The organism is Bacillus sp. FSL K6-2841 (assembly GCF_037976435.1).
In the GTDB taxonomy this organism is placed as follows: domain Bacteria; phylum Bacillota; class Bacilli; order Bacillales; family Bacillaceae; genus Bacillus; species Bacillus pumilus.
Genome location: NZ_CP150266.1, coordinates 3,472,312 through 3,498,823 on the forward strand (window position 1 = coordinate 3,472,312; position 26,512 = coordinate 3,498,823).

The 26,512-nt window shown below is 41.6% G+C and carries 25 protein-coding genes and 2 riboswitches; of the genes, 5 read left to right on the forward strand and 20 right to left on the reverse strand.

What is annotated here, in order from left to right:
• Positions 1-35: 35 nt before the first annotated feature.
• From garR to MHH68_RS17840, 4 genes are all read left to right on the forward strand, one after another.
• A complete protein-coding gene (gene garR / locus MHH68_RS17825; RefSeq protein ID WP_339164490.1) occupies positions 36-929 on the forward strand; it encodes a 2-hydroxy-3-oxopropionate reductase in 894 nt (297 codons plus the stop codon).
• Between the two features lie 7 nt (positions 930-936).
• Positions 937-2,358 (forward strand): four-carbon acid sugar kinase family protein, encoded by a 1,422-nt coding sequence (locus MHH68_RS17830; RefSeq protein ID WP_339164492.1) that lies wholly within the window; start codon positions 937-939, stop codon positions 2,356-2,358.
• 52 nt (positions 2,359-2,410) lie between these two features.
• The gene (locus tag MHH68_RS17835) at positions 2,411-3,730 is read left to right on the forward strand and encodes a gluconate:H+ symporter (protein ID WP_339164494.1); all 1,320 of its coding nucleotides are present in this window, start codon (positions 2,411-2,413) and stop codon (positions 3,728-3,730) included.
• Between the two features lie 81 nt (positions 3,731-3,811).
• Positions 3,812-3,924, forward strand: a riboswitch (SAM riboswitch).
• An 87-nt stretch (positions 3,925-4,011) separates the two neighbouring features.
• Positions 4,012-5,136 carry a 5-methyltetrahydropteroyltriglutamate--homocysteine S-methyltransferase gene (locus MHH68_RS17840; protein WP_058013320.1) on the forward strand — a complete coding sequence of 375 codons (1,125 nt, stop codon included), beginning with the start codon at positions 4,012-4,014 and terminating at the stop codon, positions 5,134-5,136.
• Positions 5,137-5,190: 54 nt separating this feature from the next.
• Here the strand turns inward: MHH68_RS17840 and MHH68_RS17845 are convergent, their stop codons facing one another.
• From MHH68_RS17845 to MHH68_RS17895, 11 genes are all read right to left on the reverse strand, one after another.
• Positions 5,191-6,609: a glycoside hydrolase family 1 protein gene (locus MHH68_RS17845; RefSeq protein WP_144461466.1), complete on the reverse strand. Its 1,419-nt coding sequence runs from the start codon at positions 6,607-6,609 to the stop codon at positions 5,191-5,193.
• Entirely contained in the window at positions 6,581-8,488 is a 1,908-nt protein-coding gene (locus tag MHH68_RS17850) for a beta-glucoside-specific PTS transporter subunit IIABC (RefSeq protein ID WP_339164496.1), read from the reverse strand. The genes MHH68_RS17845 and MHH68_RS17850 overlap by 29 nt, the downstream gene beginning before the upstream one ends.
• Before the next feature lie 327 nt (positions 8,489-8,815).
• Positions 8,816-9,649: a PRD domain-containing protein gene (locus MHH68_RS17855; RefSeq protein WP_058013317.1), complete on the reverse strand. Its 834-nt coding sequence runs from the start codon at positions 9,647-9,649 to the stop codon at positions 8,816-8,818.
• Between the two features lie 224 nt (positions 9,650-9,873).
• Positions 9,874-10,689 (reverse strand): YwqG family protein, encoded by an 816-nt coding sequence (locus MHH68_RS17860; protein WP_061410035.1) that lies wholly within the window; start codon positions 10,687-10,689, stop codon positions 9,874-9,876.
• 172 nt (positions 10,690-10,861) lie between these two features.
• Positions 10,862-11,701 carry a methyl-accepting chemotaxis protein gene (locus tag MHH68_RS17865; RefSeq protein ID WP_058013315.1) on the reverse strand — a complete coding sequence of 280 codons (840 nt, stop codon included), beginning with the start codon at positions 11,699-11,701 and terminating at the stop codon, positions 10,862-10,864.
• Between the two features lie 149 nt (positions 11,702-11,850).
• Complete coding sequence (locus MHH68_RS17870; protein ID WP_058013314.1) at positions 11,851-12,585, reverse strand: energy-coupling factor transporter transmembrane component T; 735 nt, start codon at positions 12,583-12,585, stop codon at positions 11,851-11,853.
• Positions 12,575-14,173 (reverse strand): energy-coupling factor transporter ATPase, encoded by a 1,599-nt coding sequence (locus tag MHH68_RS17875; RefSeq protein WP_339164498.1) that lies wholly within the window; start codon positions 14,171-14,173, stop codon positions 12,575-12,577. Before MHH68_RS17875 ends, MHH68_RS17870 begins: the two co-directional genes overlap by 11 nt.
• Positions 14,148-14,747 (reverse strand): ECF transporter S component, encoded by a 600-nt coding sequence (locus MHH68_RS17880; RefSeq protein WP_058013312.1) that lies wholly within the window; start codon positions 14,745-14,747, stop codon positions 14,148-14,150. Before MHH68_RS17880 ends, MHH68_RS17875 begins: the two co-directional genes overlap by 26 nt.
• Positions 14,744-15,430, reverse strand: a complete 687-nt coding sequence (tenA, locus tag MHH68_RS17885; RefSeq protein ID WP_180309824.1) for a thiaminase II — start codon at positions 15,428-15,430, stop codon at positions 14,744-14,746. The genes MHH68_RS17880 and tenA overlap by 4 nt, the downstream gene beginning before the upstream one ends.
• Before the next feature lie 87 nt (positions 15,431-15,517).
• Positions 15,518-15,621, reverse strand: a riboswitch (TPP riboswitch).
• Between the two features lie 56 nt (positions 15,622-15,677).
• Entirely contained in the window at positions 15,678-16,805 is a 1,128-nt protein-coding gene (locus MHH68_RS17890; RefSeq protein ID WP_058013310.1) for a hypothetical protein, read from the reverse strand.
• A gap of 141 nt (positions 16,806-16,946) precedes the next feature.
• Positions 16,947-17,603 (reverse strand): type 1 glutamine amidotransferase domain-containing protein, encoded by a 657-nt coding sequence (locus MHH68_RS17895; protein WP_339164502.1) that lies wholly within the window; start codon positions 17,601-17,603, stop codon positions 16,947-16,949.
• A 254-nt stretch (positions 17,604-17,857) separates the two neighbouring features.
• Between MHH68_RS17895 and MHH68_RS17900 the strand changes: the two genes are divergently transcribed.
• The gene (locus tag MHH68_RS17900) at positions 17,858-18,022 is read left to right on the forward strand and encodes a hypothetical protein (protein WP_003214630.1); all 165 of its coding nucleotides are present in this window, start codon (positions 17,858-17,860) and stop codon (positions 18,020-18,022) included.
• 34 nt (positions 18,023-18,056) lie between these two features.
• Here the strand turns inward: MHH68_RS17900 and MHH68_RS17905 are convergent, their stop codons facing one another.
• The 9 genes from MHH68_RS17905 to deoC form a co-directional block, all read right to left on the reverse strand.
• Positions 18,057-18,428, reverse strand: a complete 372-nt coding sequence (locus tag MHH68_RS17905; protein WP_003215243.1) for a DUF1304 domain-containing protein — start codon at positions 18,426-18,428, stop codon at positions 18,057-18,059.
• 5 nt (positions 18,429-18,433) lie between these two features.
• The gene (locus MHH68_RS17910; protein WP_012011773.1) at positions 18,434-18,688 is read right to left on the reverse strand and encodes an ORF6C domain-containing protein; all 255 of its coding nucleotides are present in this window, start codon (positions 18,686-18,688) and stop codon (positions 18,434-18,436) included.
• A 207-nt stretch (positions 18,689-18,895) separates the two neighbouring features.
• Entirely contained in the window at positions 18,896-21,277 is a 2,382-nt protein-coding gene (locus MHH68_RS17915; RefSeq protein WP_058013307.1) for an immune inhibitor A domain-containing protein, read from the reverse strand.
• 189 nt (positions 21,278-21,466) lie between these two features.
• On the reverse strand, positions 21,467-21,760 hold the full coding sequence (locus tag MHH68_RS17920; protein WP_058013306.1) for a putative quinol monooxygenase: 294 nt from the start codon (positions 21,758-21,760) through the stop codon (positions 21,467-21,469).
• 25 nt (positions 21,761-21,785) lie between these two features.
• On the reverse strand, positions 21,786-22,424 hold the full coding sequence (locus tag MHH68_RS17925) for a nitroreductase family protein (RefSeq protein ID WP_061410039.1): 639 nt from the start codon (positions 22,422-22,424) through the stop codon (positions 21,786-21,788).
• A gap of 14 nt (positions 22,425-22,438) precedes the next feature.
• Positions 22,439-22,882, reverse strand: a complete 444-nt coding sequence (locus MHH68_RS17930) for a MarR family transcriptional regulator (RefSeq protein ID WP_008345718.1) — start codon at positions 22,880-22,882, stop codon at positions 22,439-22,441.
• A gap of 235 nt (positions 22,883-23,117) precedes the next feature.
• Positions 23,118-24,419 carry a pyrimidine-nucleoside phosphorylase gene (locus tag MHH68_RS17935; RefSeq protein ID WP_012011779.1) on the reverse strand — a complete coding sequence of 434 codons (1,302 nt, stop codon included), beginning with the start codon at positions 24,417-24,419 and terminating at the stop codon, positions 23,118-23,120.
• A 25-nt stretch (positions 24,420-24,444) separates the two neighbouring features.
• Positions 24,445-25,626, reverse strand: a complete 1,182-nt coding sequence (locus MHH68_RS17940; RefSeq protein ID WP_144525089.1) for a NupC/NupG family nucleoside CNT transporter — start codon at positions 25,624-25,626, stop codon at positions 24,445-24,447.
• Between the two features lie 166 nt (positions 25,627-25,792).
• Positions 25,793-26,464, reverse strand: a complete 672-nt coding sequence (gene deoC / locus MHH68_RS17945; protein WP_180309819.1) for a deoxyribose-phosphate aldolase — start codon at positions 26,462-26,464, stop codon at positions 25,793-25,795.
• Positions 26,465-26,512: the final 48 nt, after the last annotated feature.

Below are 26,512 nucleotides of genomic sequence, written 5' to 3' on the forward strand. Positions count from 1 at the left end.
CTTTTTGTAAGGGTTTTCTATAGGAGGCGTTCCATGTGACAAAGAAAATTGGATTCATTGGATTAGGTATTATGGGAAAGCCTATGGCACTCAATCTATTAAAAGCCGGTCATACTGTGACTGTGTTCGATCTAAATGAGGAAGCGATTCAAGCGTTACAAAAAGCCGGAGCAAAAGGTGCCGTTTCAGCAGCTGATGCCGCTACTGAAAGCGATATCATTATTACAATGCTTCCTAAAGGAGAGCATGTAGAGGCAGTTGTTTCAGGTGATCATGGTATTTTAGCTACAGCTAAACCTGGCACTATTGTCGTAGATATGAGCTCAATTTCCCCTGTTACTTCTAGAGCTTTAGCTGCTCTTACAAAACAGCATCAGGTGGAATTTATCGATGCGCCTGTCAGCGGCGGAGAACCGAAGGCAATAGACGGAACACTTGCCATCATGGCTGGCGGCGAAGAAGCCATCTTTGAGCAAGTGAAGGATGTCCTGCTTGCGATGGGCACAGAGGTTGTATTAGTTGGCACAAATGGAAGCGGAACAACAGCGAAGCTCGCCAATCAAATCATCGTCAACTTAAATATTGCCGCTATGTCCGAGGCGCTCGTTCTTGCTGCTAAATCGGGCATTGCCATTGACAAAATGTATGAAGCCATTCGCGGTGGGCTGGCAGGAAGTGCTGTTCTCGATGCAAAGGTCCCTCTCATTTTAGAACGAAACTTTGAACCAGGCGGACGTATCGACATCAACTTAAAGGATTTAACCAATGTGATGGAAACTGCTCATGATATCGGCGTTCCTCTCCCGCTTTCTAGCCAGCTGCTCGAAATTTTCCACGCGCTCAAAGCGGACGGAAAATCTGGGCTTGACCATTGCGGCATCGTTCAATATTACGAAAAAATGGCTCATGTCGAAGTGAAGAAAGGATGAGATAGTCATGAAGAAAAGCACTGACATACTGAATACCCTTCCGAAAACGGATGTAAAGATTATTCAATCAGCATACGAACAAGCACTGAACAGCTTTCATCATAAAGTCATTGTATTAGATGATGATCCAACAGGGATTCAAACCGTACATGGCGTCTCTGTTTTCACCGATTGGTCAGAAGAAAGCATCGAAGCCGGTTTTCTTGAAGACAGCCGCATGTTCTTTATTTTGACCAACTCTCGCAGTATGACAGAGAAGGAAACGGCGGCTGTGCACGAAACAATCGCTTCAACCATTGTAAAGGTAGCGGAACGGGTTGATCAGGATTTCATCATTATCAGCCGAGGAGATTCCACTCTTCGTGGACACTTTCCGCTGGAAACTGAAGTACTCAGAACCACTATTGAACAACAAAGTTCCCGCCAATTCGATGGAGAAATCCTTCTTCCTTTTTTCCAAGAAGGTGGACGCTTGACGATCAACAATATTCATTACGTCCAAGAAGGACACGAATTCATTCCTGCTGGTGACACAGAATTTGCACGAGATCGCACATTCGGCTTTCAGTCATCTCATCTAGGAGAATGGATTGAAGAAAAGTCAGACGGATTGTTCACGAAAGAGAACACCACCTACATTTCGTTAGATGATCTACGGGCTTTACGGATTGATCAAATAAAAAAACAGCTCTTGAGTGTGACCGATTTTAAAAAGGTGGTTGTAAACGCTGTGGACTATGACGATGTCAAAGTCTTTGTCACCGCTCTCATTGAGGCCATTCAAGCAGGAAAGCAACTCATGTTCAGAAGTGCGGCGGCACTTACAAAAGTTCTTGGCGGTATAGGGGATCGTGCCTTATTAACAAGACATGACTTGATACAGGAAGAAAGCTCGCACGGTGGTCTCATTATGATTGGTTCTCATGTGAAGAAGACAACAGATCAATTAAAGGCGCTTCAACAAAATAAAGAGGTAGCTTTTATTGAATTCAATACACACCTCGTGCTAGAGCCTGAAGCATTCCAACAAGAAATTGACCGCGTGATTCAGCAAACTGAAGCATTATTAGCATCTGGTCAATCTGTGGCTGTTTATACAAGAAGAGAACGGCTTGATCTTGGGAATGATCGTCAGGAGGAAGAATTAAAGCTCTCTGTAAAAATTAGTGATGCTGTGACAAGCATTGTCCAGCGTCTCACAATTCGTCCTAAGTATCTCATTGCCAAAGGTGGCATTACCTCGAGCGATATTGGTACTAGAGGACTTCACGTGAAACGTGCAACCGTAGCAGGGCAGATCAGACCAGGCATTCCCGTGTGGCAAACAGGCGAAGATAGTAAATTCCCTTTTATGTCTTATGTGATTTTCCCGGGAAATGTTGGTTCAAGGGATACGTTAAAAGAAGCTGTAGACATACTTGAAGGATAAAGCATAGGGGGTGTTTTCGCGCTCCCTTATGCACCACAAAGGAGGAAAGATCATGTCGTTAGTGTTTATCGGAATTGGCGTTTTATTATTGCTTTTACTCATGGTTGTCTTTAAGTTAAACGCTTTCATATCTTTGATTATTGTTTCTTTAATTGTTGCTGTTTTAGAAGGAATGTCACCACTTGAAGCGATTGCTTCCGTCGAAAAAGGACTCGGCAGTACGCTCGGGCACCTCGCACTCGTTCTCGGTTTTGGTGCGATGCTTGGTAAATTGATGGCTGATTCTGGCGGAGCTCAGCGTATTGCGATGACACTCATTGACCGATTCGGTATTGGAAGAATTCAATGGGCAACGATGCTGACTGGATTTGTAATCGGAATTGCTCTATTTTATGAAACCGGATTCATTATCTTAATTCCACTAGTCTTTACGATCGCACAAGCTGCAAGACTTCCTGTGCTTTATGTGGGTATGCCCCTCGTCGCTGCACTCATCACCACACATGGCTTCCTCCCTCCTCATCCAGGGCCGACTGCCATTGCAAATGTCTTTCAAGCAAACATGGGACAAACTTTATTAGTTGGGATTATTTTAGCGATTCCTGCTGTTTTAATAGGCGGACTTCTCTTTACAAAACTATTTAAACAAGAACAGTTACACGCACATATTCCAAAGAACTTGTTTAATCCAAAGGAATTTACAGAAGAAGAAATGCCAAGCTTCGGCATTAGCATTTTCACCGCTGTTTTGCCTGTACTGCTCATGACATTCAGAGCATTTTTAGAAATTTTCTTCCCGTCCTCTCCATTACTGCCAACCGCTGAGTTTTTAGGCGAACCGGCCATTGCACTGTTAATCTCCGTGCTTCTTGCTATCTACACGTTTGGACTTGGCAGAGGCAAGAGCATGCAGGATGTGATGAAATCGATCACAGATTCTATCGGTTCTATTGCAATGATTTTATTAATTATTGCAGGTGGCGGCGCCTTTAAACAGGTGCTCATTGATAGCGGTGTTGATCAATACATTGCAGGAGTCATGCAAGGAAGCACACTTTCTCCACTGCTTCTCACCTGGCTGATTGCCGCGGTCCTTCGTGTATCTTTAGGATCAGCCACTGTCGCGGGTCTCACAGCGGCTGGCATTTCTGCTCCTTTGATTGGATTGACAGGTGTAAGCCCAGAATTAATGGTGATCGCAACAGGTGCCGGCAGTATTACGTTCTCTCACGTGAATGATGCGGGTTTCTGGATTTATAAAGAATACTTTAACCTGTCTATGGCCCAAACCTTTAAAACGTGGACCTTGATGGTGACCGTTCTGTCACTTGTCGGACTAGCAGGTGTTCTCGTCGCTGATTTGTTCATGTAGAAAATTAACTGTAAAAACCATTGACTTTCTCTCGCAAAAGTTGAATAATTATGTTTATTAAGAAAATTGAATCAAAAGGTAACCTTATTAAGAGTGGTGGAGGGACTGGCCCTGTGAAACCCGGCAACCGCTGTTCCTTGGAACAGAATGGTGCTAATTCCTTAAGCAAGCAGATGCTTGTTTGAAGATAAGGCAGAGTTCTCTCAGTATATGATGCTCTTCCTTATCCAAGGAAGAGCTTTTTTATTTGATTTTTAACCTGTAGAAAGAAGGGATTCAGCATGACACAAGTACAAACCATTGGAAAGAAAACAACGAAACCGCCATTTCGCGCAGATCAAGTAGGCAGTTTACTTCGTTCAGAACGTATCAAGGAAGCACGCAAGCAAAAAGCAGACGGTACACTCACAGCAGAGCAGCTCCGACAAATTGAAAATGAAGAAATTACTCGTATTGTCGAGAAGCAAAAGGAGATTGGATTAGAGGTTGTCACAGATGGAGAGTTCAGACGTGCTTGGTGGCATTTTGACTTTCTTGAGGGATTAGATGGAGTCGAAGGATTTGAAGCGGATCAAGGTATTCAATTCCACAATACGACGACAAAAGCGCGGGGCATCAAGGTAACGGGCAAGATCGACTTTACCGATCATCCAATGCTGGAGGATTATCGATTCCTTCACAGCATCGCTGGTGATCATACAGCTAAAATGACGATTCCAAGTCCGAATATGCTCTTTTTCCGTGGAAAGCTTGAAGAAGGAGTATACGACAGCCTAGAGGCATTCCACCATGATGTGGCACAAGCGTATAAGAAAGCCATCCGTGCTTTTTATGATGCAGGCTGCCGTTATCTACAGCTGGATGATACAGCATGGGCCGTGTTCTTTTCTGAAAAAGGGCATGAACAAATCAAAGCCTTTGGCCGAGAAGAAGATGAACTGCGTGAGTCATTTGCGAAGACAATCAATGAAGCGGTTGCTGATCGTCCAGAGGATTTGGTGATCACTATGCACATTTGCCGTGGTAACTTTAAATCGACGTGGGCAGCTGAAGGCGGATATGAAGCAGCGGCAGAAACGATTTTTGCTGGCTTAGATCTGGATGGTCTCTTTTTAGAATTCGACGATGATCGTTCTGGCGGTTTTGAACCTCTTCGCTATGTGAAAAACCCAAATCTCCAAATCGTACTAGGGCTTGTCACTTCAAAATACGGTGAGCTTGAGCCGGCTGAACAGATTAAAAAACGAATCGCGGAAGCGGCTCAATACGTCGATATTAACCAGATTTGCTTAAGTCCGCAATGCGGGTTCGCCTCAACGGAGGAAGGCAATCTGTTAACAGAAGAGCAGCAATGGGAAAAGCTTCGTCATGTGATTGAGATTGCAGATCAAGTGTGGACTTCATAGTCCCCTTGACGAAAAAAAGACAAACCGCAGTATAAACGGTTTGTCCTTTTTCTTTTATGCATCTAAATGATCACCATTTGTCGCAATCACTTGTTTATACCAATCAAAGCTTTTCTTTTTCTTTCTATCTAATGTACCTTTTCCTTCGTTATCACGGTCGACATAAATGAAGCCGTAGCGTTTTTTCATTTCAGCTGTTGATGCGCTGACAAGGTCAATTGGGCCCCAGCTTGTATAACCCATCAAGTCTACTCCGTCTGCAATGGCTTCTCTCGCCTCTAGCAAATGGCTTCTGAGGTAATCAATTCGGTAATCGTCTTGAATGGAACCGTCTTCTTCTACTTGATCCACAGCACCTAATCCATTTTCTACGATAAACAACGGTTTTTGGTAGCGGTCATATAGTTGGTTTAGTGTTGTACGAAGTCCTTTTGGATCAATTTGCCATCCCCAATCACTTGCTTCTAGATAAGGGTTTTTCACGCCTTCAAATAGGTTACCACCAGTCACTTGTCCAAGAACCTCTGGATCTGTACTTGTCACAAAGCTCATATAATAGCTGAAGCCAATATAGTCCACTGTATGGTTTCTTAGGATGTCTTCATCACCATCTTGGATCTCAATATGAATTCCATTTTCGCGGAAGTATCGTTTCATGTAACCTGGGTAGTAACCTCTTGCCTGTACATCTGAGAAGAACAATGTTTTACGGTCCTGATCCATTGCAGCAAACATATCTTCTGGTCTTGAGCTGTACGGATAAGTTGTCATCGCTGCAATCATACAGCCGATTTTCGCATCAGGAATGATTTCGTGTCCTGCTTTGACAGCTAAAGCACTTGCAACAAATTGGTGATGCGCTGCTTGATATTGAATGCTCTTCTCGTCTTCGCCCTCTTCAAACACAAGGCCGCCCCCTGTGAAAGGTGCATGTAACACGACGTTGATTTCATTAAAGGTCATCCAATATTTCACTTTGTCTTTATAGCGAGTAAACAACGTTTTCGCATATGTTTCATAAAGATCGACAAGCTTACGGTTTCTCCAACCACCGTAATTTTTCACAAGTGCAAGCGGCATTTCATAATGAGAAATCGTAACAACTGGTTCAATTCCATGCTTATGCAGTTCATCGAATACTTTGTCATAAAAAGCAAGGCCTGCTTCATTTGGTTCCGCATCGTCGCCATTTGGGAAAATACGCGGCCAAGAAATAGAGAGTCTGAAGCATTTGAATCCCATTTCTGCAAAGAGTGCAATATCTTCTTTATAGCGATGGTAGAAGTCAATCGCATCATGATATAAGTTTAAGTCTTTCATTGATTCATCGAATGGATGCATAATCCCGTGCGGTGATACATCAGCTGTCGATAAGCCTTTTCCATCTTTATTATAAGCACCTTCAATTTGGTTGCCCGCAACAGCGCCGCCCCATAAGAAACCTTTAGGAAATGTTTTTTCTAACTTGTTCATGTTGAATGCCCTCCTCATTTTCTTCTACACTGACTGTGAGCAGTGTCTCTAGTACTGAAATCGTGCCTTCTGTTTTCGCGTCAACTTGTGCAAAATCATTTGTGTTGGTCACAATAATTGGTGTGGTGACATCATAGCCTTCTTGCTGAATGCTCTCGATATCAAATTCAACGAGCACATCTCCTGCTTGAACAAGATCACCTGACTCTACATGACTTGTGAAATGTTTTCCGTCGAGCTTCACCGTATCAATTCCAACATGAATGAGAAGCTCAGTGCCATGGTCACTCTTTAAGCCAATGGCATGTTTCGTTTGAAAAATGGTTTCAACCTTGCCGTTAAATGGTGCTACTACACGTCCAACTGCTGGGACAATAGCTGTACCTTTACCCATGATTTCATTAGAGAATGTTGCATCATTTACTTGATTTAGCGGCTTTAGTTGACCTTCAAGCGGGCTTTGTACCACTTCATTTTGAAGTGTTACTGTGTCTTTCTTTTCTTCTGGTTTATCTGCTTTTGTATCATCTTTCACTGGTACATCTTTGAATCCTAGAACAAGTGTCATGATCGTTGCTAAGACAAAGGCGATTACTAAGCCGATGATAGAGTAGACAAATGTTGGGCCAATGAATGTCGGGAGACCCGGGAGACCTGCTGATCCAGATATCACATATGATTTTACTTTAAAGATCGACATGAACACGCCGCCTCCTGCTGCACCAATGAGGGCTGCAAGGAACGGTTTTTTCAATCGCATGTTCACACCATACATAGCAGGTTCAGTAATACCCATTAATGCAGTGATACTTGTAGACATCGCCAATGATTTAAATGTTTTGTTTTTTGATCTTAAGAAGACACCGAATGCTGCGCCTGCTTGTGCCATATTTGCTACAAACATCATTGGAAGAATGAAGTCAAAACCGTTTAACGTAATGTTGTTGATCATAATTGGGAGTAGTGCATAGTGCATGCCCGTAATGATCAATGGTGACATGAAGCCACCGATCAAGAGTCCAGCCAAAATACCTGAATGTTTGAACAATAAATCAATTCCACCTGAAAGGCCATTTCCGATAATCCCACCAAGCGGTCCTACTGCAATAAGCATAATTGGTACTACGACAAGAAGTGTGACCGTTGGAACAAGGATAATCTTCAATGATTTTGGGCTATATTTTTCCGCGAATCTTTCAACATATGAGCCGAGCCAGATGGTGAGTAGAATCGGAATGACCGATGAAGAGTACACAACGGCAACCACTGGTAGCCCTAGAAATTCTGTATTTCCTGCGCCTAGTAAAGCCGTTAACTGCGGGTGCAGTGCGGCGGCTGCAATGGCAGCGGCGATATACTGATTTGTGCCAATTTTTTTGGCTACGCTTACAGCAAGCAGAATCGGTAAGAAGTAAAAGGCTCCGTCGCCGATAGCTGTTAAAATTGCATATGTGCTGCTTTTATCCGATATCCACTGGAACGTAAGCATGAGTGCCAAGATCCCTTTGATCATACCGGCACCAGCAATGGCTGGAAGAATCGGTGTGAAGACACCAGAGATAAAATCGAAAAGCTTAGATATCACATTTTGTTTTGACGCTTCTTCTGTACCGCCTGATTTTACATCTGTTGACAGGCCTGAGTCAGCAATCATCGCTTGATAGACATTTGAAACATCATTGCCAATAATGACATGATATTGACCTCCGCTTTGATTCACACCCATGACCCCGTCTGTTGATTGCAGCTTCTCTTTATCCGCTTTGCCTTCATCGTATAAGTTGAAGCGAAGTCTTGTCATACAATGCGTGACTTGCTTTACATTCTTTTCACCGCCGACAAGCTCTAGAACTTCTTTTGCTGTTTGTTTGTGGTTCATTGTATTACCCTCCAATCGTTGATTAAATCATGATATAGAAAAAACCTAAACATCCATTAATGTCCGAAAAATAGCGATTCAGACATTAATCGATATTTAGGTTTTGCCTGCTTAACCAGTAACAATCCTTCATAGCGATTGATCGTTATTTAATTTTTATAAGTCTTTGGATACAAAAAAACCTAAATCACGCCTTATCAAAGATAGGGACAATGATTTAGGTTTTGCCTGCTTGACCAGTAACAATCCTAAAAGATTGTGGGTTATGTTGTTTATAGTTATAAAGTATCATGTTAATTTTATGATGTCAACGCTTTCTTTTTAAATTTATTTTCTTTTTATCACTCTGTCGATATGCAAAGTTAAATATAGCATCTCATCTTCTATGAGACTTCGGTTGTGTTCTTTTTGAACATAATCGTTAATTTTCTCAGCACATTGGAAAGCTGCAGTGTTTTTCTCTTTTACGACTTCATACAGGAATTCATTTTGATTTTCCATTTGTGTTTCGTTAAACAGACGCTGTCCAAAAAACTTCAAATGCGTGACAAAACGGAAATAGTTTAATGATTCCTCGTCTAAATCAATTTGAAAGTGATACTTAACGATATTTAAAATATCTTGAATGAGTTTGGTAATTTGAATTACGTTCGGCATTTCTTCATTGAGCTCTGCATTGACAATATGCATCGCAATAAAACCGGCTTCATCCTCAGGAAGATGAATATTAAGCTTGTCCTGAATAATCCGAATCGCTTCTACACCACACATAAACTCATCTTTGTACAACCGCTTAATTTCCCATAGTAGGGCATTTTTGATGTCCATTCCTTTTTGATGACGTTCAATAGCAAAGGTGATATGATCTGTCAGTGTTACATAGATACTGTCATTCAAATTTTTATTAAGGGTTGTTCTCGCATGATCAATAATCGCCTCACACACTTGCATATACTCGATTGGAATATCATAAAGCAGGGTTTTGAATTTTTCTGATATATCTTTATTTTGAATGGAAAATACTTTTTCAATACGTTCTTCGTCAATCGGGTCTCCACTTTTCTTTTGAAAAGCGATCCCTCTGCCCATAATGACCAGCTCATGCTGCTCGTCATCATACGCACTGACCACATTATTATTGATTACTTTCGAAATGATCAATTGATACCCCCCAGTACATTCCGCTTTTTCGAGCATCTCATTGTTGATTGATATGTCATGTTATTATTATTTTCAAAAAAGAGGACTTTAAGATGATTTTACATTTTTTTTTGATACGGTCAACTAGAAAGAATGACATATTACCTCTCAAAAATGACGAAATAGGGGCAAAAAAGTCTAAAAACATACACAAAAACACTCTATAAAGAGTGTTTTTTACAAAATCAGGAGCAATCCCAATTATAGACGACATTCTCGAAATTTTTTCGTTTGAGGTCTTCTGGTTTGATAAAAAAGTTGGCGATTCCGCAATCTCCCCACAGCATATCCACTTCATCATCTGAGTCGATTTGTAATAACAGAACGGTATGTTCCTGATCTTCGTAGGTACGCGGGTCCTCTTGTGTAAAGCCTGGATATCCACCCAATTTGTGACCAAAGCCACTCTCTGTTTCATAAAATTCATCTAACAAAGCATCCGCTTCATCTCCATCAATACCTTCAACATCTTCGAATAGGTCCCAGCTCCGCTTACCTGTGATTTTCTCAAAGCGGAAATCTCCTACACTAATCGTTTCACTTGATCGTTCACCTGTAATGGCGCCTTCCTTCGTTACAGGAAAATAAAAATCATCAGGAATTTTCACAAAAGAAAAATCAGTCAACAACTCTTCTTCTGCCAAGAAAGGTTCCTCAATAAATTTGATCCGAAAATCTTTTTGCTCTGTTTTATGGTCAATATTCATCCCATAAAGATCATCATGCACAGAAATAAAAATTTGCAGAAGTCCTGTTTCTGGATAATCTTTCAGCTTCGGCAGCTGGCCAAAATTAATTTGTGCCAAAAGCTTCATAGGGTGTCCTTCACCATCAACTGGATATTCGTCGTTTTTAGGGAAGTAAGGATCACCTGCAATTTTGCTGTCGTATGGTCTTGTTTTTCCTTGTTTCATCTTTAGTTGAATCGTTGGCTGTTCAGTTTGATCTAACATTTTACGGTAAGGTGCTATGATTTCTTGCAGCTTCGCTGATTGTGTCACGATGGTCTTCCTCCTTATGTATGGGTCTACTGACCAGACTAGTATCTCTTTTTCTATCATACAGAAGTGTACCCTGCCTGTCAGCGATAAATCGGTCAATATCCTAACAACTTTCCCACCTTAAAACGAAAAAAACCTCCATTTTATTTGGAGGTTTTGGTCAATCTATTTTTTATTTCACTTGATAATTCACTAAGTCTTCTGCGAGTGATTTCATCGTTTCATTTGTTTCATGAAGGCCTTCAATAATTTTTGTGAACGTGCCTACAAGCTCTGCTTGATGCTCAGAAGAAGCGACAATTTGTGCTATTTCTTCTTCCATTCCTTTAATCGATCCCTGCACATCTTTTAAAGCTGTTTCAATATCAGTCGTCGCTTGTTTCGCATGAGTTGACAGCTTTCTCACTTCCGTTGCGACCACTCCAAAGCCTGCTCCTGCTTCACCTACTCTTGCAGCCTCTATTGATGCGTTGAGTCCAAGTAAGTTCGTTTGATCAGAGATACCTTTGATAAGATTGGACACTTGATTGATTTTAGAGGAATTTTCTACAGTGGTTTTCGTGTTTTGTAGAATTTGTTCACTTGTCGCTTGTAGTTCCTCTGAATGTGCAGCAACTTGCTGTACCATTGCGACTAGTTTTTCGGAAGCTTGGTTGCTCTCTGTCATGATGTCATCTAATCGTTGTTGATTGGTCTGGTCATAGGCCACGCAGAAAGCAGCGACTACTTGACCCGTTTCATCTTTAATTGGAACGGCTACAATATCCATTGGAATCCCGTATACTTCTTTCGGAATTTGAATAAACGATGGCTCTCTCCCATTTTTCAACATAGAAAAGTTTTCGAATCCTGGAGCTACGATATCTCCAGCTTTAAACCCTAGGTCAATGTTTCCGTGTTGCTGATAATAAAGAACCTTCTCTTTCCCTAAAACAGAAAAGGTTAGTTGCTCTCTCATAGCTAGTCCAATGATTGGTAAAGCGTCTATTATGTTATCAATTTTCTGTGACATTCGCTCACGTTCATCCTCTCTTTTTCTCAGTACATCCTCTTTATCGGTTCGTTATAAGATCTATTACAGCCTGTAATGTGTACTAATATCAATCAAATGATCTAAGACATATAAAAAGCCCACATTCTATCAAGAGAATGTGGGGGTTTTTAAAAAAAGGTCATGCATATCAAGACACTGATAACGATGAGCAAAAGATACATATAGTCGATCCATGAAGTGCTGATGACATGATAATACGTCCGCTCCCTCTCACCCGTGAAGCCTCTTGCTTCCATCGCAATGGCCAAACGTTCTGATTTTCGTACGCCCTGTGTAAAAAGTGGCAGTGCATAACGCATAAAGGCTTTCCAGCTGTTTTTTTGCTTATAGCCTCTGATTTTATGTGCCGCCTTCATTTGCTTTAATTCACTTTGAAATAACGGAATAAACCGGAAGCCAGCAAGCATTCCATACGCCCATTTTGGCGACATTTTGCACTGATGAATGAGGCTCATCATAAATGCTGTCAAATCTGTTGTGGACGTAAACAAAAGACCGAATGTCACAAAGCCAAGCATTCTGAGAGCGATGGTGAGTCCATTTCTTAAACTCTCCTCTGTCATATGAAACCATGCCCATTTCCAAACAGTATGATCCCCCTTGCCAAAGGCCGCCATCATCCAAAACACGAGAATAAAAAAGAGCAGATAAGGGACAAGCCTTGTGAAAAGATACTTCAAATTCCATCCGCCTAAGACAAGTCCAACACAAAGTGCAAACAGCCAGATGATGAAGGTTGTTTTAGGATCAGATATCGCCATGAGACAACACATTGCAAGCAGATGAGCGAGTAATTTGATGACTGGATTCACAGTGGAAAGAAAGGAGTGATTACTTTGCAATCGTCAGCACGTCCTTTCTTTCAGCCACATAGCGATAATGCAGCGGGGCTCTCAGCTGATAAGCATCGACAAGTTCCTGATTTGAAAACAAATCATAAGGCGTGCCATCATAAACATGCTTTCCTTGATGAAAAAGAAGCACTTGATCGGCACACTCATCGACAAGGTCCATATCATGTGTGACCATTAAAATTGTGGTACCTTGGCGTTGACGCTCTTTCAAGCGCCTGATTAATTCCTTCGCTGTTCTTTCATCCTGTCCGAAAGTTGGTTCGTCTAACAATAGGACATCCTGATCAAAAAGGAGCATTGTGGCCACACTCAACCTTCTTTTTTGGCCTAAGCTTAAAGTGAAAGGATGAGCTTTTGCATGTTTTTCTAAACCGAACTCTTTCAATAGCTGAATTGTTTTTTCTTGCACAACGGATTCTGGCCAATTACGCTGCCTTCCACCAAATGCAATTTCATCGAACACTGTATCTTGTATGAATTGAAGCTCCGGATTTTGAAACACAAAGCCTGCTTTTTCATATAGTTCTCGGTCAGACCACTGTTTTAGAAGCGTCTCTTTTAAAAAAATACGGCCTTTTTTCGCAGGCTCTAAACGAACCAAATGTTTAAGACATGTACTTTTCCCGCTTCCATTTTCCCCAATGATCGCCACCCAATCCCCTGCTTTGATATCAAGCTGAAGATCATTCATAATCCTTTTTTTCCCGTAGCTTAATTGAAGATCTTCTGAGCGAATGATGGTCTCACGCTCAGTCGACGGCACTTGTTTATGCTGCTCTTTTCTCGTTTCAAAGGTTTGCTTAAGCGTGTGACTCATCGGATGAAATGGATCTTGAAGGATCGTAGACCATTTCTCGGGAAATAATTTCGGCCGCCAAATTCCTGCCTCTTTCATTTCTTTTTCATATGTCACGAGCACATCTTTTGGAGAACCATCTGCTAAAATGCTGCCTTGATCGTCTAATAAAATCACCCGGTCCATCCATTCGATGACTCCATCTAACACATGCTCTACAAAAATCATCGTTTGCCGCTCATCAGTTGCAAGCTGCTGTAGAAGTTGAAATATCTCCATTCTGCCTGCTGGATCAAGCTGTGCGGTCGGTTCATCAAAGAACAGCACATCTGGCTCTAATGCTAGTAAACAAGCAAGCGCCAATCGCTGTTTCATGCCGCCAGATAATGTGTGAATGTCTGTATTCGGATCGACATCGAGTTGAACTTTTTGCATGAGCTGTTGAATGATGCCATCCATCTCGACACGAGGGACGGAGCGGTTCTCTAAGCTAAAGGCAATTTCTTCATTGACGCGATGCATACAAAACTGGGAATCAGGGTCCTGAAACATGACGCCTGTATGTCTTTGCAATATCACTTCACCCTGCATGTCAGCTTCTAAATGTTCTGGAATGATGCCAGCCAGAACGGAGATGAGCGTGGATTTACCGCTGCCGCTTGGTCCTAAAATAAGCACCTTTTCTCCTTTTTGAATGGAAAGAGAGATTTGATGCAAAACGGGCTGAGGCTGTTCATAAAATCGGACAGTGAGATTATTGCACGCGAGAAATGAATCCATGCTGTTCACCTTTGTTTCGTTTTTCTTTCATGATGGCATATTGATTTAGTACACCGGTTTTAGATAATGCGTCCACCACTACTTTCGCTAAACATCCGCCCAGTATCATTCCGCTAATGATTTGAGTCATCAGTGTGATGAGTAAAACTTGAGGCGTGTAATAACCAAAGCCGTTTGCGACGAGGCTGTAAGCCATTGCTCCAACAGCTGCAAAGGCACCTGACAGCATCAGTGTCCACATGCGATATTGTTTATAACCAAAAAGAGCAAAGGCGATTTCTGCCCCAAGTCCTTGGCATACACCAATCAGCAGGGCTGAAAGACCGAAATGGCTACCTGTCAATAATTCCACAGCGGCAGCGGCTGTTTCTGCAATCAGGGCAGCTCCCGGCTTTTGGATGATATACGCGACGATTGGACTGGCAATTACCCAAATGCCAAACATGATGTTGCCTCCTGCTGGGCCAACAAGTGCTGTAATGGGTAAGTAAAGTGTGGACCATCCTAAATAGATGACACCACATGCAACGGATAAAATGACAGCAAGGACAACTTCTTTCATCTTCCATGTCATGATGAATGCACCTCCAATGGAACTGGCCAATCTTCCACCGTAAACGCCATGTCCCAAAACTTGTACTCAAGCTGACAGCTTAAGATAAAGTGCTGTTTCATTTTTTCCTTTTCTTTCTCACTTGCTGCTTCCGCCAGCTGATCGAGCCGCTTGCAAAGCTCTACTGTAATAGAGTCGGTTAGCCCTCCATAAAATGTGATCCATTCATAAAACGGATGTGATGGGTGAGGCTGCACATCTGCGAGCATTCGTTTTCCAATTTCCCAATATGTCCAAGGGCATGGAAGCAGGACAGCGATGATTTCCCCAAGCGTGCCTTCCTTGGCGACTTGCAGCATATGATGAATATAGTGATGAGCGCTCGGAGCAAGCGGGGCACCTTGGAGCTCATCATAAGATACACCTGCCACTCGGCAAAGATTTTGATGAGGGTGTGTCTCGCTATCTAGTACAAACGCAATCTGCTGATGGAAGAAGGAAATATCTTCTTTGTCTGCACATCTGCTAAGAGCCGCTGCATAAATTTTAATAAAAGCATGTAAGTATTCTGCATCTTGTTTGACGTAATGAATGATCTGTTCCTTTTCCAGCTTTCCTGCTGCCAGCCCTCTGACAAACGGATGCTGATAAATAGCTTCAAATAATGGTTCTGTTTCTTCTCTTAATTGCGCTGAAAACGTCATAAAAAAAGCCTCCTCTTCTTCAGTTGAATAAATGAAAAAGCCACCCCGAATGGAGCGGCCTTCTTATCAATTCAATCATGAATAAGACGAGGTCCAGCTCCACTTCCCTCCGCTAGTACAAACTAGATCAGGTTCAAAGGGTCCAAGATTTCCTCTTGTCTCAGTCATACATGACTCCCCTAGTGGACTTTTGTCATTTAATTATCTTTACTCTACACATGTGGAGATTTGCTGTCAACCGCCTTTCTTAATTCAACGTTCTGATCGTAGGCAGCTTTTCGATCCCTGCAGCATAGTAAAAATTAAGGACACTGAAGAAATCAATTGGTTTTCCCGTTTTCAAATCAACAGCTAAAATATGATCGCCATAATTTGTCATATCATCAATATCTAAACGCCTTGGCGTTGTCTTCCCAAGTGTATCAACAAAGCTACTATGGTAGTATTGCCCGCTAGCAAACGATGATTCATGATACATAAATAACGTCTCCACATCTAAGTAGACGAGAATAGCCTCAGATGAACTCGCATAAGGAGCAGAGTACGATACTGGTGCAGAAATACTTTTCACTTTCACACTTTCAACAGAATGGGTTCTCTGATCATATTTTCCGTCATACGAGAAATAAAATACACGCTCCCATTTATAATCGGCGGTCTTAGATTGTTTGTTATACACTTTAGTCCCATTAGCGAAAACATCCCCATTCGCATACTCAGCTACAAAGTATTGCAAGGTTGAGGAGAGGGAAACAGCCCCAGTGAAATTGGGTGGGTTTTTTGCATTCACTTGTAACGTGTAAGAGTCTCCGAAATCTCCACCGCTTGTGATACCGAATGCGTAGTCACCTGCTGGTAAATTGGTCAAACCAAGGAGACTGCCTGCCGGCTGAATCAAGTCCGTCGGATAAGCTTGTCCAGTTTCATAATCAACAACAAATAATTGTACGAAATAATCGGGATTTGAAGAGGTAATTCGGCTGATGAGTGCCTGAGGTGAAGTCGTACTTAACAACCATAAATCGACTGGGTCATTTTCTGATAAGACAACCGATTGGTTGATGGCTAGTCCATCAATGGAGCGAACAGAAGATGTACGCATCTGACCATCTTTAGCGGCTTTTCGTTTGATACTGATTCCATTTTTCTTATCTACTTTAAAAGATTTTTTTAGCTGCTTCTTTTGGATAGCGGTTCCTTCATCCTGTTTCAAAAACGAGTCTTGCACTTGCTGAATGGCTTTTTCCGTCAGTGGTGACAATTTCCCATCTGATTTCGGTGCTTCTTCTGCTTTTAATGCTGGTGAAAATAAACCTGTTGTGACGAGTAGAATGGATAATAAAGCTGCAGTGATTTTTCCAAAAATTGCTCTCACAGGAACATCCCCTTTTTCCTTAATTGGGTTTTATACCCTGTGAATATTTTACCATTGTTTTATTCTATTTTTGGACTTTTTTAGGAAATTTTTATGACAAAAAAACCAGCCGTTTTTGCTACGACTGGTTTTTTGATCACTTTATGAAATGGTTTTAACAAACAGGCGTGCTGTTTCTGCACTAGACCCTGGGTTTTGTCCAGTAATGATTTGTCCGTCAACTACAGCGAATGGAGCAAAGGCATCTCCTTTTTCAAACGCTGCCCCTTGCTCACGAAGTTTTGTTTCCAGTAAAAATGGAACTTTTGATGTCAGCTGAACAGCTTCCTCTTCTTCGTTTGTGAAGCCTGTCACTTTTTTACCTTCGATAAATGATTTTCCATCTTGATCCTTCACATCAATGAATGCTGAAACACCGTGACAAACAGCTCCGACTGCACCATTTTTGTTTGAAATAGCTAAGATTGCATCAGCTACCAGTTGATTAGACGCAAAATCGATCATTGGACCGTGTCCTCCCGCAAAGAAGATGCCATCATAATCAGCTGGGATCACATCTGTAAGCGCCTTTGTGTCTTGAAGTAATTCATATACATCTTCATATTGCGCTGGAACACCTTCTGGAATTGAATTTTTATCAATCGGGACAGTTCCACCTTGAATAGAGACTATTTGAACATCTAGTTCATTTTCTTTAAAAATATGAAACGGCTCTGCCAATTCTTCTAGCCATAAGCCTGTTGGATGTCCGTTCATTTCTGAACTGCTTGTCGATACTAATAACACTTTCTTACTCACCTTGATCATCCTTTCGATTTATCATGTGGCTATTTTACATTTTGCACAATTAAATATCAAGCAATTGAACTTCGATGTAACTCTTTATGGTATACCCGATTTCCTGAAAATTATGGCATGACATCAAATCTAATCAATATGTCACATTCTATTGGCAGGGAATTTCATGTAAAATTGTCATTGAGTGATATCATATGAAGTAAGATGGATAGACCTCACGGATGTAAGGGGACTTTTAAAGGAGTGGAAAAGAGATGAAAACCTATTCGATTGTGATGATCATCATCACGCTCTGTATCATATTGGCTGTCTTTTTGATGAACTTAACAGGGGTCATGTATGGAAAAATTATTTTGGCTGTTGCCGTTGCACTATGTCTAACATCCATTATTCGTCTGATGGGTCTTCGAAAAAGATAAAAACCGCCCTTCACTAGAGCGGTTTTATTTATGGTTAAATTGCTAGGATAAGCGCAATTAACGCAAGAAGCGCTGGTACTCCTTGCTTGACAATAATTGATTTATTAGAGGTCACACCGCCAAATACTGCAGCGATGATCACACAAAGAATGAAAAATAGCTGAATCATATATCCAACAGTATTCGATCCGAGAATGAGCCCCCAAATCAGTCCTGCAGCTAAAAACCCGTTATAAAGCCCCTGATTGGCAAACATCACTTTTACATTTGGATCCTTTTGCAAGTGTTCTGGCAGCTTAAAGGATCTCTTTGCCATCTTTGATTCCATAAAAAACATTTCTAATAACATAATGACAAGGTGTTCTAATGCGACAATTCCTACTAGTATTATTGCTAAAATATTCAATTTAGTTAATTCCTTTCTGATAGACGATCACGAATCTCTATTTTATCCGTGTATAAATCAAAGTCTTGTATTAATTCAAGCGCTTCAGTAAAGCGGCTTTGTGGAATGTCTTTCATTTTCCTCACACCAAACTCCTTTTTAATAAAAGCCATGATGGTATTGATATGAAGCTTACCGTGACCATCATACTCCAAATGGCTGCAAAAAGTCTGCATCGTCCCTCTTATCACCTTTAATTGCTTAGCAGTGACACAACTCATTGGTAACGCTCATCCTTTCCTTTGTTTTAACAGCTAAAAAGAACCATGTATGAAAGAAAAACCTTCCAGTCTCTATTATATAATGATTTCATTCGGATATCAAAATAAAAAAGAACAGACATTCGACCAAAAAGCCGCCTTTTTCATCAAAAACAATTTATTATCATATCAAAAAGCCGGATTCAATGGTAGAATCCGGCTTTCTATTTAGTTACTTTTAGAAATTAATACCTTTCCAACAGAACGATCCTTACTTTGTCCAACAACTTTAAAGGATAGACCGTATGTTGGGACGTCACGCCCTGCATCTGGATTATTTGGATTCACATAATTCTTTTTATCACTAAATGTACGAGTCGGGCGAATATAGCGATCTACCAATGTTAAGCCAGTTGTCGCTGTATAATCAATATTGAGCTTCGTACTTGGATTCAAAGAAAATGCGGCATCATGTACTTGGAAACCTGTAGCAGCAATGGAGCCGTCACTCCACTTCAATACTTGCTGATCTGCATCTACTACCCCAAGGAAACCGTTCCCTGGGTGTTTTCCTACCCAGTTATCACTGTAGGATTGATCGACATACCACACGACCAAACCGTTATTATAGCTCATGAGGCTTGCCCCTCGTTTGATATGCTTTAACCCTTTATCGACATCAGCATATGAGCGCCACTCTAGTAAATAATATTGTGCTGCATATTGTTTTCCATTCGATTTCGAGAATCCGTTAAAGGTGAAAGTAGACGTGCCCTCTGCATCATCTGACCACACTTTCGTTCCATCTGCAGTGATGTTTAAATCATCTACAAATAACCCTGGCAATGAATAGCCTGCATCGGTTGTGTAGCGGAATTGCAGGTCAATTTTCTTCCCTGCATAAGCAGAAAGATCAAAGGCTGCATCTACCCATCCGTCTGATTTTCCATCAATGCCATTGCCTTCGTTCGCTCCAGCTTCATTTCGATCGTTCGTGATGTTACCAGCAATGGTCTTCCACTGATCAGTTCCTGTTTCACGAACTTCTACATACGCATAGTCATAATCCTCTTCGATATCGTACCATGCTTTAAATGTCAGCTCTGCTTTGCTCCCTTTCGACAAATCGATACCTGTTGTCGTCATGGTCGCATTTAAATTGTCACCCGTTCCGCTAAAGTACGCATTTTGTCCTTGAGCAGGTTTTGTGACCACAATCTCTTTATCTGGTAAATCCACTCGAACCGCATCATGATTCGTTCCTTTTGTTGCTGCTTCATCAATCAGCACTGTTTTGCTTTTCTTTAATGTTTTACCATCAATGGTTTGTCCAGTAAGCCAGTTACCGCCATGCAAATTTTGAAGCATTTCTTTCGCATATGGACTAAAGCCTGTTGGTTCCGTACCAGGGACTTTACCTGCCCAGCTTCCGCTTGACATGATCGACCAGTAGGAAACAGGTTCGCCCCCGCCTGTGTACTGTGTATCGTACTCATCAGGAAGACCCAGATCATGTCCGAATTCGTGTGTGAATACGCCTGCCGCGCCATCTTCAGGCTCAATGGTGTAATCTAACGCGCCTAATTTTCCGCCTTGTCCGACTTCAGATTCAGTGTTTGGAATTTCAAATACATCACCAAGTGACCAGCGGTGCGACCAAATCGCATCAGAGCCAAGTTGTCCGCCGCCTGCTTCTTCACCTACGCCAGCATGAACGACCATCAGATGGTCAATGATGCCGTCTGGTTCGTTATAAACGCCGTCGCCATCCATATCATATCGATCCCATTGATCATATTCACCGAGATCAATGTTCGGGTCCTTTGCTGCTGCTTCGAGTGCTTCTTTCACCAATTCACGCGGTCTGCCGTCACTGCCTGATTCATCAGGTACATTCCCGCCATAATAGGCTGCTTCATGCTTCGCAGTATACCAGCCAGCAACCGTTCCACTGATCGTGTAACTGCCGCCAGACTGTTTCTCATAATATTGCTTCATGGATACTTTTCGTTTCCCATCTGGACCAATGTAGCCATTTTTTCCGAAAAGCATGTCTTGATAGTGCTGTTGATCGTACTTGTCATAGTACATATCAGTCTCTTCTTTTTTAATACTATTATGCTTATAATCTTTAAAATCTACTAATAAAACTAATACCTTATCATTGCGAACTTCGCCTTTATACTTTTCCTTTTTGACCGGTTTTACATGATTGCTTTCTTTTCCTTTATGCTTCTTTAACTTTTTCTTTTTAGCTAATTTGTTATGTACCTTTTGTTTGTATTCTTTCAGAAATTCAGGCTCTTCTGTTAAAGTGCTTGCACTTTGTTTCATAGCAGATTCTTCTTTTTTCTTAAGATAGTTCTTTAGTGCTTTTTGGGTTTCTGCTTCATTGGCATTCTTTTTGATCTTTCCTTGTTTTTTCAAGGCTTTGATGAGACGGTCTTCATTCACGACACTTGCGTCAAATGGAATACCTGAATAATGACCGCCATCTGAGGATGTTGATTTCTCTGTGGTGTGGGCAGATAGAGGGGTGCTGAAAGCTGCCAATGTGCCTAAACTGAGGACAGCCGTTAGTGCAATACTCGTCCATTTCCCTTTTTTCATATTGGTTCCTCCCTAATTTGGTAATAAATAATATCTAATTCTAGCATATTCCAATATACTTAAGTCGAAAAACATTTTATTTTCAGAAACTTTGTGGAAAATGCACAATACGGGAATGAAATGGGTGGAACAAGGTGTCGAAAATAAAAGAACCCTAGACGATAACCGCCTAGGGTGTTTGTTGTTTTACTATGAAAGTTGCTGGCCTTGAAAGGCAACAACGTCAAGTGGAGCGGCTAAGAATTCTTTTGCTTTCGCGACGAAAGCTTGGAAATGAGCACTAGCATTATGACTCTGAACCGCAGCGTCATCTTTCCACACTTCTACCATTAAGAAGGTATTTTCCTTATCTGTATCCTTGAACAGCTTGTAGGATACATTGCCTTCTTCCGCTTGTGAAGCTTTCATTAATGCATTGATTTCTTCTAGAAATACGTTTTCTTTTTCTGGATGAATGGTCATCCCTGCATGAATAATAATCATCTAATCGTCTCCTTTTTAAAAAATATTATTTCCACTCTGTAATGCGTTCAATCGGTAAGCGGTAAGATGCATAACCTTCGTCAGCAGCTTTCCCAATTGATAACAGCATCACTGGTACAAAACGTTCTTTATCCCAGCCAAATGTTTCAGCGATGACTTCTTTATCAAATCCGCCAATCGGGTTTGTATCATAGCCATGAGCACGAGCAGCAAGCATCAGCTGCATAGACACAAGTCCACCGTCAATTAAGATCGTTTCACGATTCACTTGCTCTGGAAGAGCTTCAAAATGTGCAGTTAATGCAGCAATTTGTCTTTCTTTTACTTCTTGCGGCATGTAGCCATTTTCTACTGCTTTTGAATAAATTTCTTCTAAGTATTCATTGTTTTTCATATCTGCAAACACTGCGATGACAGCTGATGATGTTGCCACTTGTGTTTGGTTGAATTTTGCAAGTGGTGCAAGCTTTTCTTTTCCTTCTGGGCTGTCAATGACCATGAAGCGCCAAGGCTGTGCATTCACTGACGATGGTGCAGTTGTTGCTTCTTCTAGAATCTCTGCCATTTCTTCTTTGCTGATTTTCACAGCTGGGTCATAGTTACGAATGGAGCGGCGTCCTTTCATAATTTCCATAAAATCGTTTGTTTTTAATGTTGTAGCCATGTTGAAACACTCCTTTAGGTTGTTTGAATCTTTTCGATGTTTTGTTGTATTCGGATGAGCACATCAGTGAGAAGCTTTCGTTCTTCGTCACTTACGTTTTCAAGCATTTCTGAGATAAATCGTTCTTTTTCTTTTTTAGAAGCTTCAATTCTCGTTCTGCCTTCTTCTGTCAGACGAACAAGCGTGACTCGATTATCTTCTGGCTTTCTTCTGCGCGTGACCATTCCTTTTGTTTCTAACTGTTTTAAGTGACGCGTCACAGCCGCACTATCAATATTTACTTTTTTCTGCAAATCTGACTGGCTGATTTCGTCTGCTTGAAATAACAGTGAGAGCAACTCTAGTCTTGATTGGCTGATGCCCGTGCATGCTTCGAACTTCACGCCCATCATACGGTTCACACACTGCAAACGGTATAATACCTCTGCTTCTTCAGAGCAAAATGCAGTCAATGCCATCCCCTCTTTTCTATTCAGATCAATTAGTTGATATATCAATCATTGACTCGTCAACTAATATACACCCATTATTTCATGATTGCAAGAGGTTTGTTTCATAAAGTGAAATTTTTTATCTCAATAGAAAAAGACGAGCTGAACGCCCGCCTTTTTAAACACCATACAGGTGGGAATCCCCACCTAAATCTTACATAAAAAAGGACAAAAGCGACGAAGCACTTTTGTCCTTTTTTCTTTATTCTGTGATCACCGTGTGAATGAGAGTTGGTGCATCAGCATGATCTGCGATGCGGATGTTGTCATAAATTTTCTCCATGACATTCGCAACATCTTCACGATTTGCATGAAGTGTCACGAGTGAATCTCCTTTTTCAACACGATCGCCGACTTTTTTGTTCAGCATGATACCAACAGATAGGTCGATATCGTCCTCTTTTGTTGCACGCCCTGCTCCAAGAATCATCGCTGCAACACCGATTTCGTCTGCGACGATTTCAGCAACGACACCTGCTTCTTTTGCAGGCACTTCGATTTGGTAAGGGGCTTGCGGCAGTTTTTCTGGTTGATCTACAATCGAGCCGTCTCCACCTTGGTTTTCTAAGAATTCCTTGAATTTCTCAAGTGCTTTACCGTTTTTCATGACTTCAATTAGCTTTTCTCTTGCTTCATCAAGCGTTTCTGCTTTTTTCGCAAGAACGACCATTTGACTTCCTAAAGTGAGCACAAGCTCGTTTAAGTCTTCAGGGCCTTCGCCTTTAAGTGTGTCAATCGCTTCTTTCACTTCAAGGGAATTTCCAATCGCTAATCCTAACGGCTGAGACATATCAGAGATGACAGCCATCGTTTGTCTGCCAACGTTGTTTCCGATGCGGACCATGGCTTTTGCAAGCTTCTCAGAGTCTTCAGGTGTTTTCATGAAGGCACCTGCACCTGTTTTCACATCTAATACGATCGCATCTGCGCCAGCAGCAATTTTCTTACTCATAATCGAGCTTGCAATGAGCGGGATCGAGTTAACGGTTCCTGTTACATCACGAAGGGCATAAAGCTTTTTATCTGCTGGTGTCAGGTTGCCTGATTGACCAATGACCGCTACTTTATGACGGTTCACGAGCTCGATAAATTCATCTTTTGTAATTTCTACGTGGAAGCCTTTTACCGCTTCAAGCTTATCCACTGTACCGCCTGTATGTCCAAGACCGCGGCCAGACATTTTCGCAACAGGTACATCAAGTGCAGCCACAAGAGGAGCAAGTACAAGCGTTGTTGTATCACCTACACCGCCTGTTGAGTGCTTGTCTACTTTAATGCCCTCAATGGCAGACAGGTCAATCGTGTCCCCTGAGTTCGCCATAGCGAGCGTTAAGTCAGCACGTTCTTGATCCGTCATATCTTGGAAGAAAATCGCCATCGCCAAGGCACTTGCTTGGTAGTCAGGAATTGTTCCGTCCGTATATCCTTTGACAAAGAAAGAAATTTCCTCTGAAGATAATTCTTTTCCGTCACGTTTTTTCGCAATGATATCTACCATTCTCATTGTTTTCACCATTCCTTTTTTTAAATTAGTAAATCAAACCGACAACGCCTGCTGTTAAGAAGCTGACAAGTGTTGCACCAAATAGAAGCTTTAATCCAAAGCGTGCAACAACGTTTCCTTGTTTTTCGTTTAAGCCTTTGACTGCTCCAGCAATGATACCGATAGAAGAGAAGTTCGCAAATGATACAAGGAATACAGAAATGATCGCTTCTGTACGAGCAGTGAAATGCAGACCGTCTCCAGATAGAGCGAGCATCGCCACAAATTCGTTAGATACCATTTTGGTTGCCATAATACTTCCTGCTTGTACCGCTTCACTCCAAGGTACACCAACAAGGAAAGCAAATGGTGCAAATACATATCCAAGTACATCTTGGAAAGAAACACCGATGACAGCTGTGAAAATGCCATTAATCATCGCAATTAATGCAACGAATCCAATCAACATCGCAGCGACAACAATCGCTACTTTGAAACCATCCATAATATATTCGCCAAGCATTTCAAAGAAGGATTGCTTTTCTTCTTCAACGACTTCGAGCATGTCTTCGTCCTTAGCTACTTCATATGGATTGATAATAGACGCGATAATAAATCCACCAAATAGGTTCAGCACAAGTGCTGTGACCACGTATTCTGGTTTAATCATTTGCATGTACGCACCGACAATGGACATTGAAACAGTCGACATCGCAGATGCACACAATGTATAAAGACGCTGTTGAGGTAATAATCCGAGCTGTTTCTTAATGGAAATGAAGACTTCGGATTGACCTAAAATCGCTGACGCCACTGCGTTGTACGATTCTAATTTCCCCATTCCATTGACTTTACTAAGCAAGTATCCAATTCCGCGTACGATCAACGGAAGGATACGCCAATGCTGCAAAATACCGATCAATGCTGAAATAAAGACGATCGGCAGTAAGACGTTGATGAAGAAAGTTGATGCCTTATCATTCATTAATCCGCCAAATACGAAGTTGATTCCTTCACCGGCATAGCCTAAAAGCATTTGGAATCCTTTTGCAAAGCCCCCGACTAGGAAGTTCCCAACACCTGTATTGAGCAGAATATAACCTAAAATAAATTGCAGTACAATCATGACAATTACTGGACGGAATTTTACTCGTTTTTTGCCGTTACTAGCAAGCCATGCAATGGCGAGAATCACCAGCAAACCGATGATACCAATCACGTATTTCATGTTTTTCCTCCTCGAATGAATTCGTTTACATTAATGCGCTTGTATGGAACAAACCCTATTTCGTAAACAAATTGCGGAAGAAATTCCCAGAAGTGAGATCCTTCCGCATATGACTTTTTCATTATTTATGAGTCACGAATGTTATCCTACCATAGGATCGTATGAATTAATAGTCTTTCGAAGGAGCTGATTGATCCCCTTTGATAATAGAAACACCTGCACTCGCACCAATTCGGGTAGCGCCTGCAGCTAGCATTGCATCAACATCTTCTTTTGTTCTCACGCCGCCTGATGCTTTCACACCAATGTCAGGTCCTACTGTTTTACGCATTAATGCGATATCCTCAGCAGTTGCACCGCCTGTACTAAATCCAGTCGATGTTTTCACAAAATCAGCGCCAGCTTTCACTGAAAGCTCACAAGCTTTGACTTTCTCTTCATCTGTGAGTAAACACGCTTCAATAATGACTTTCACAAGTGCTTTCCCTTTTGCCGCGTCTACAACTGCACGAATATCTTCCTCAACTGCATCATATTCGCCGTCTTTCAATGCCGCGATATTGATGACCATGTCCACTTCGGTTGCACCGTTCTCAATGGCATCCTTTGTTTCAAATGCTTTCACTGCTGTTGTGTTTGCACCTAGTGGGAAACCGATGACTGTACAAACATCAACGCCTGTTCCTGCTAGTTCTTTCGCCGCAAGAGACACCCATGTTGGATTCACACAAACAGATGCGAACTGATGAGTCTTTGCTTCTTCAAGTAACTGCATGATTGCAGCTTTCGATGTATCTGGTTTTAGTGCTGTATGATCAATGAGCTTTGCTATCGTCATGCTTACACTTCCTTTTATTTATGATACTTTCATCATATATGACCGATG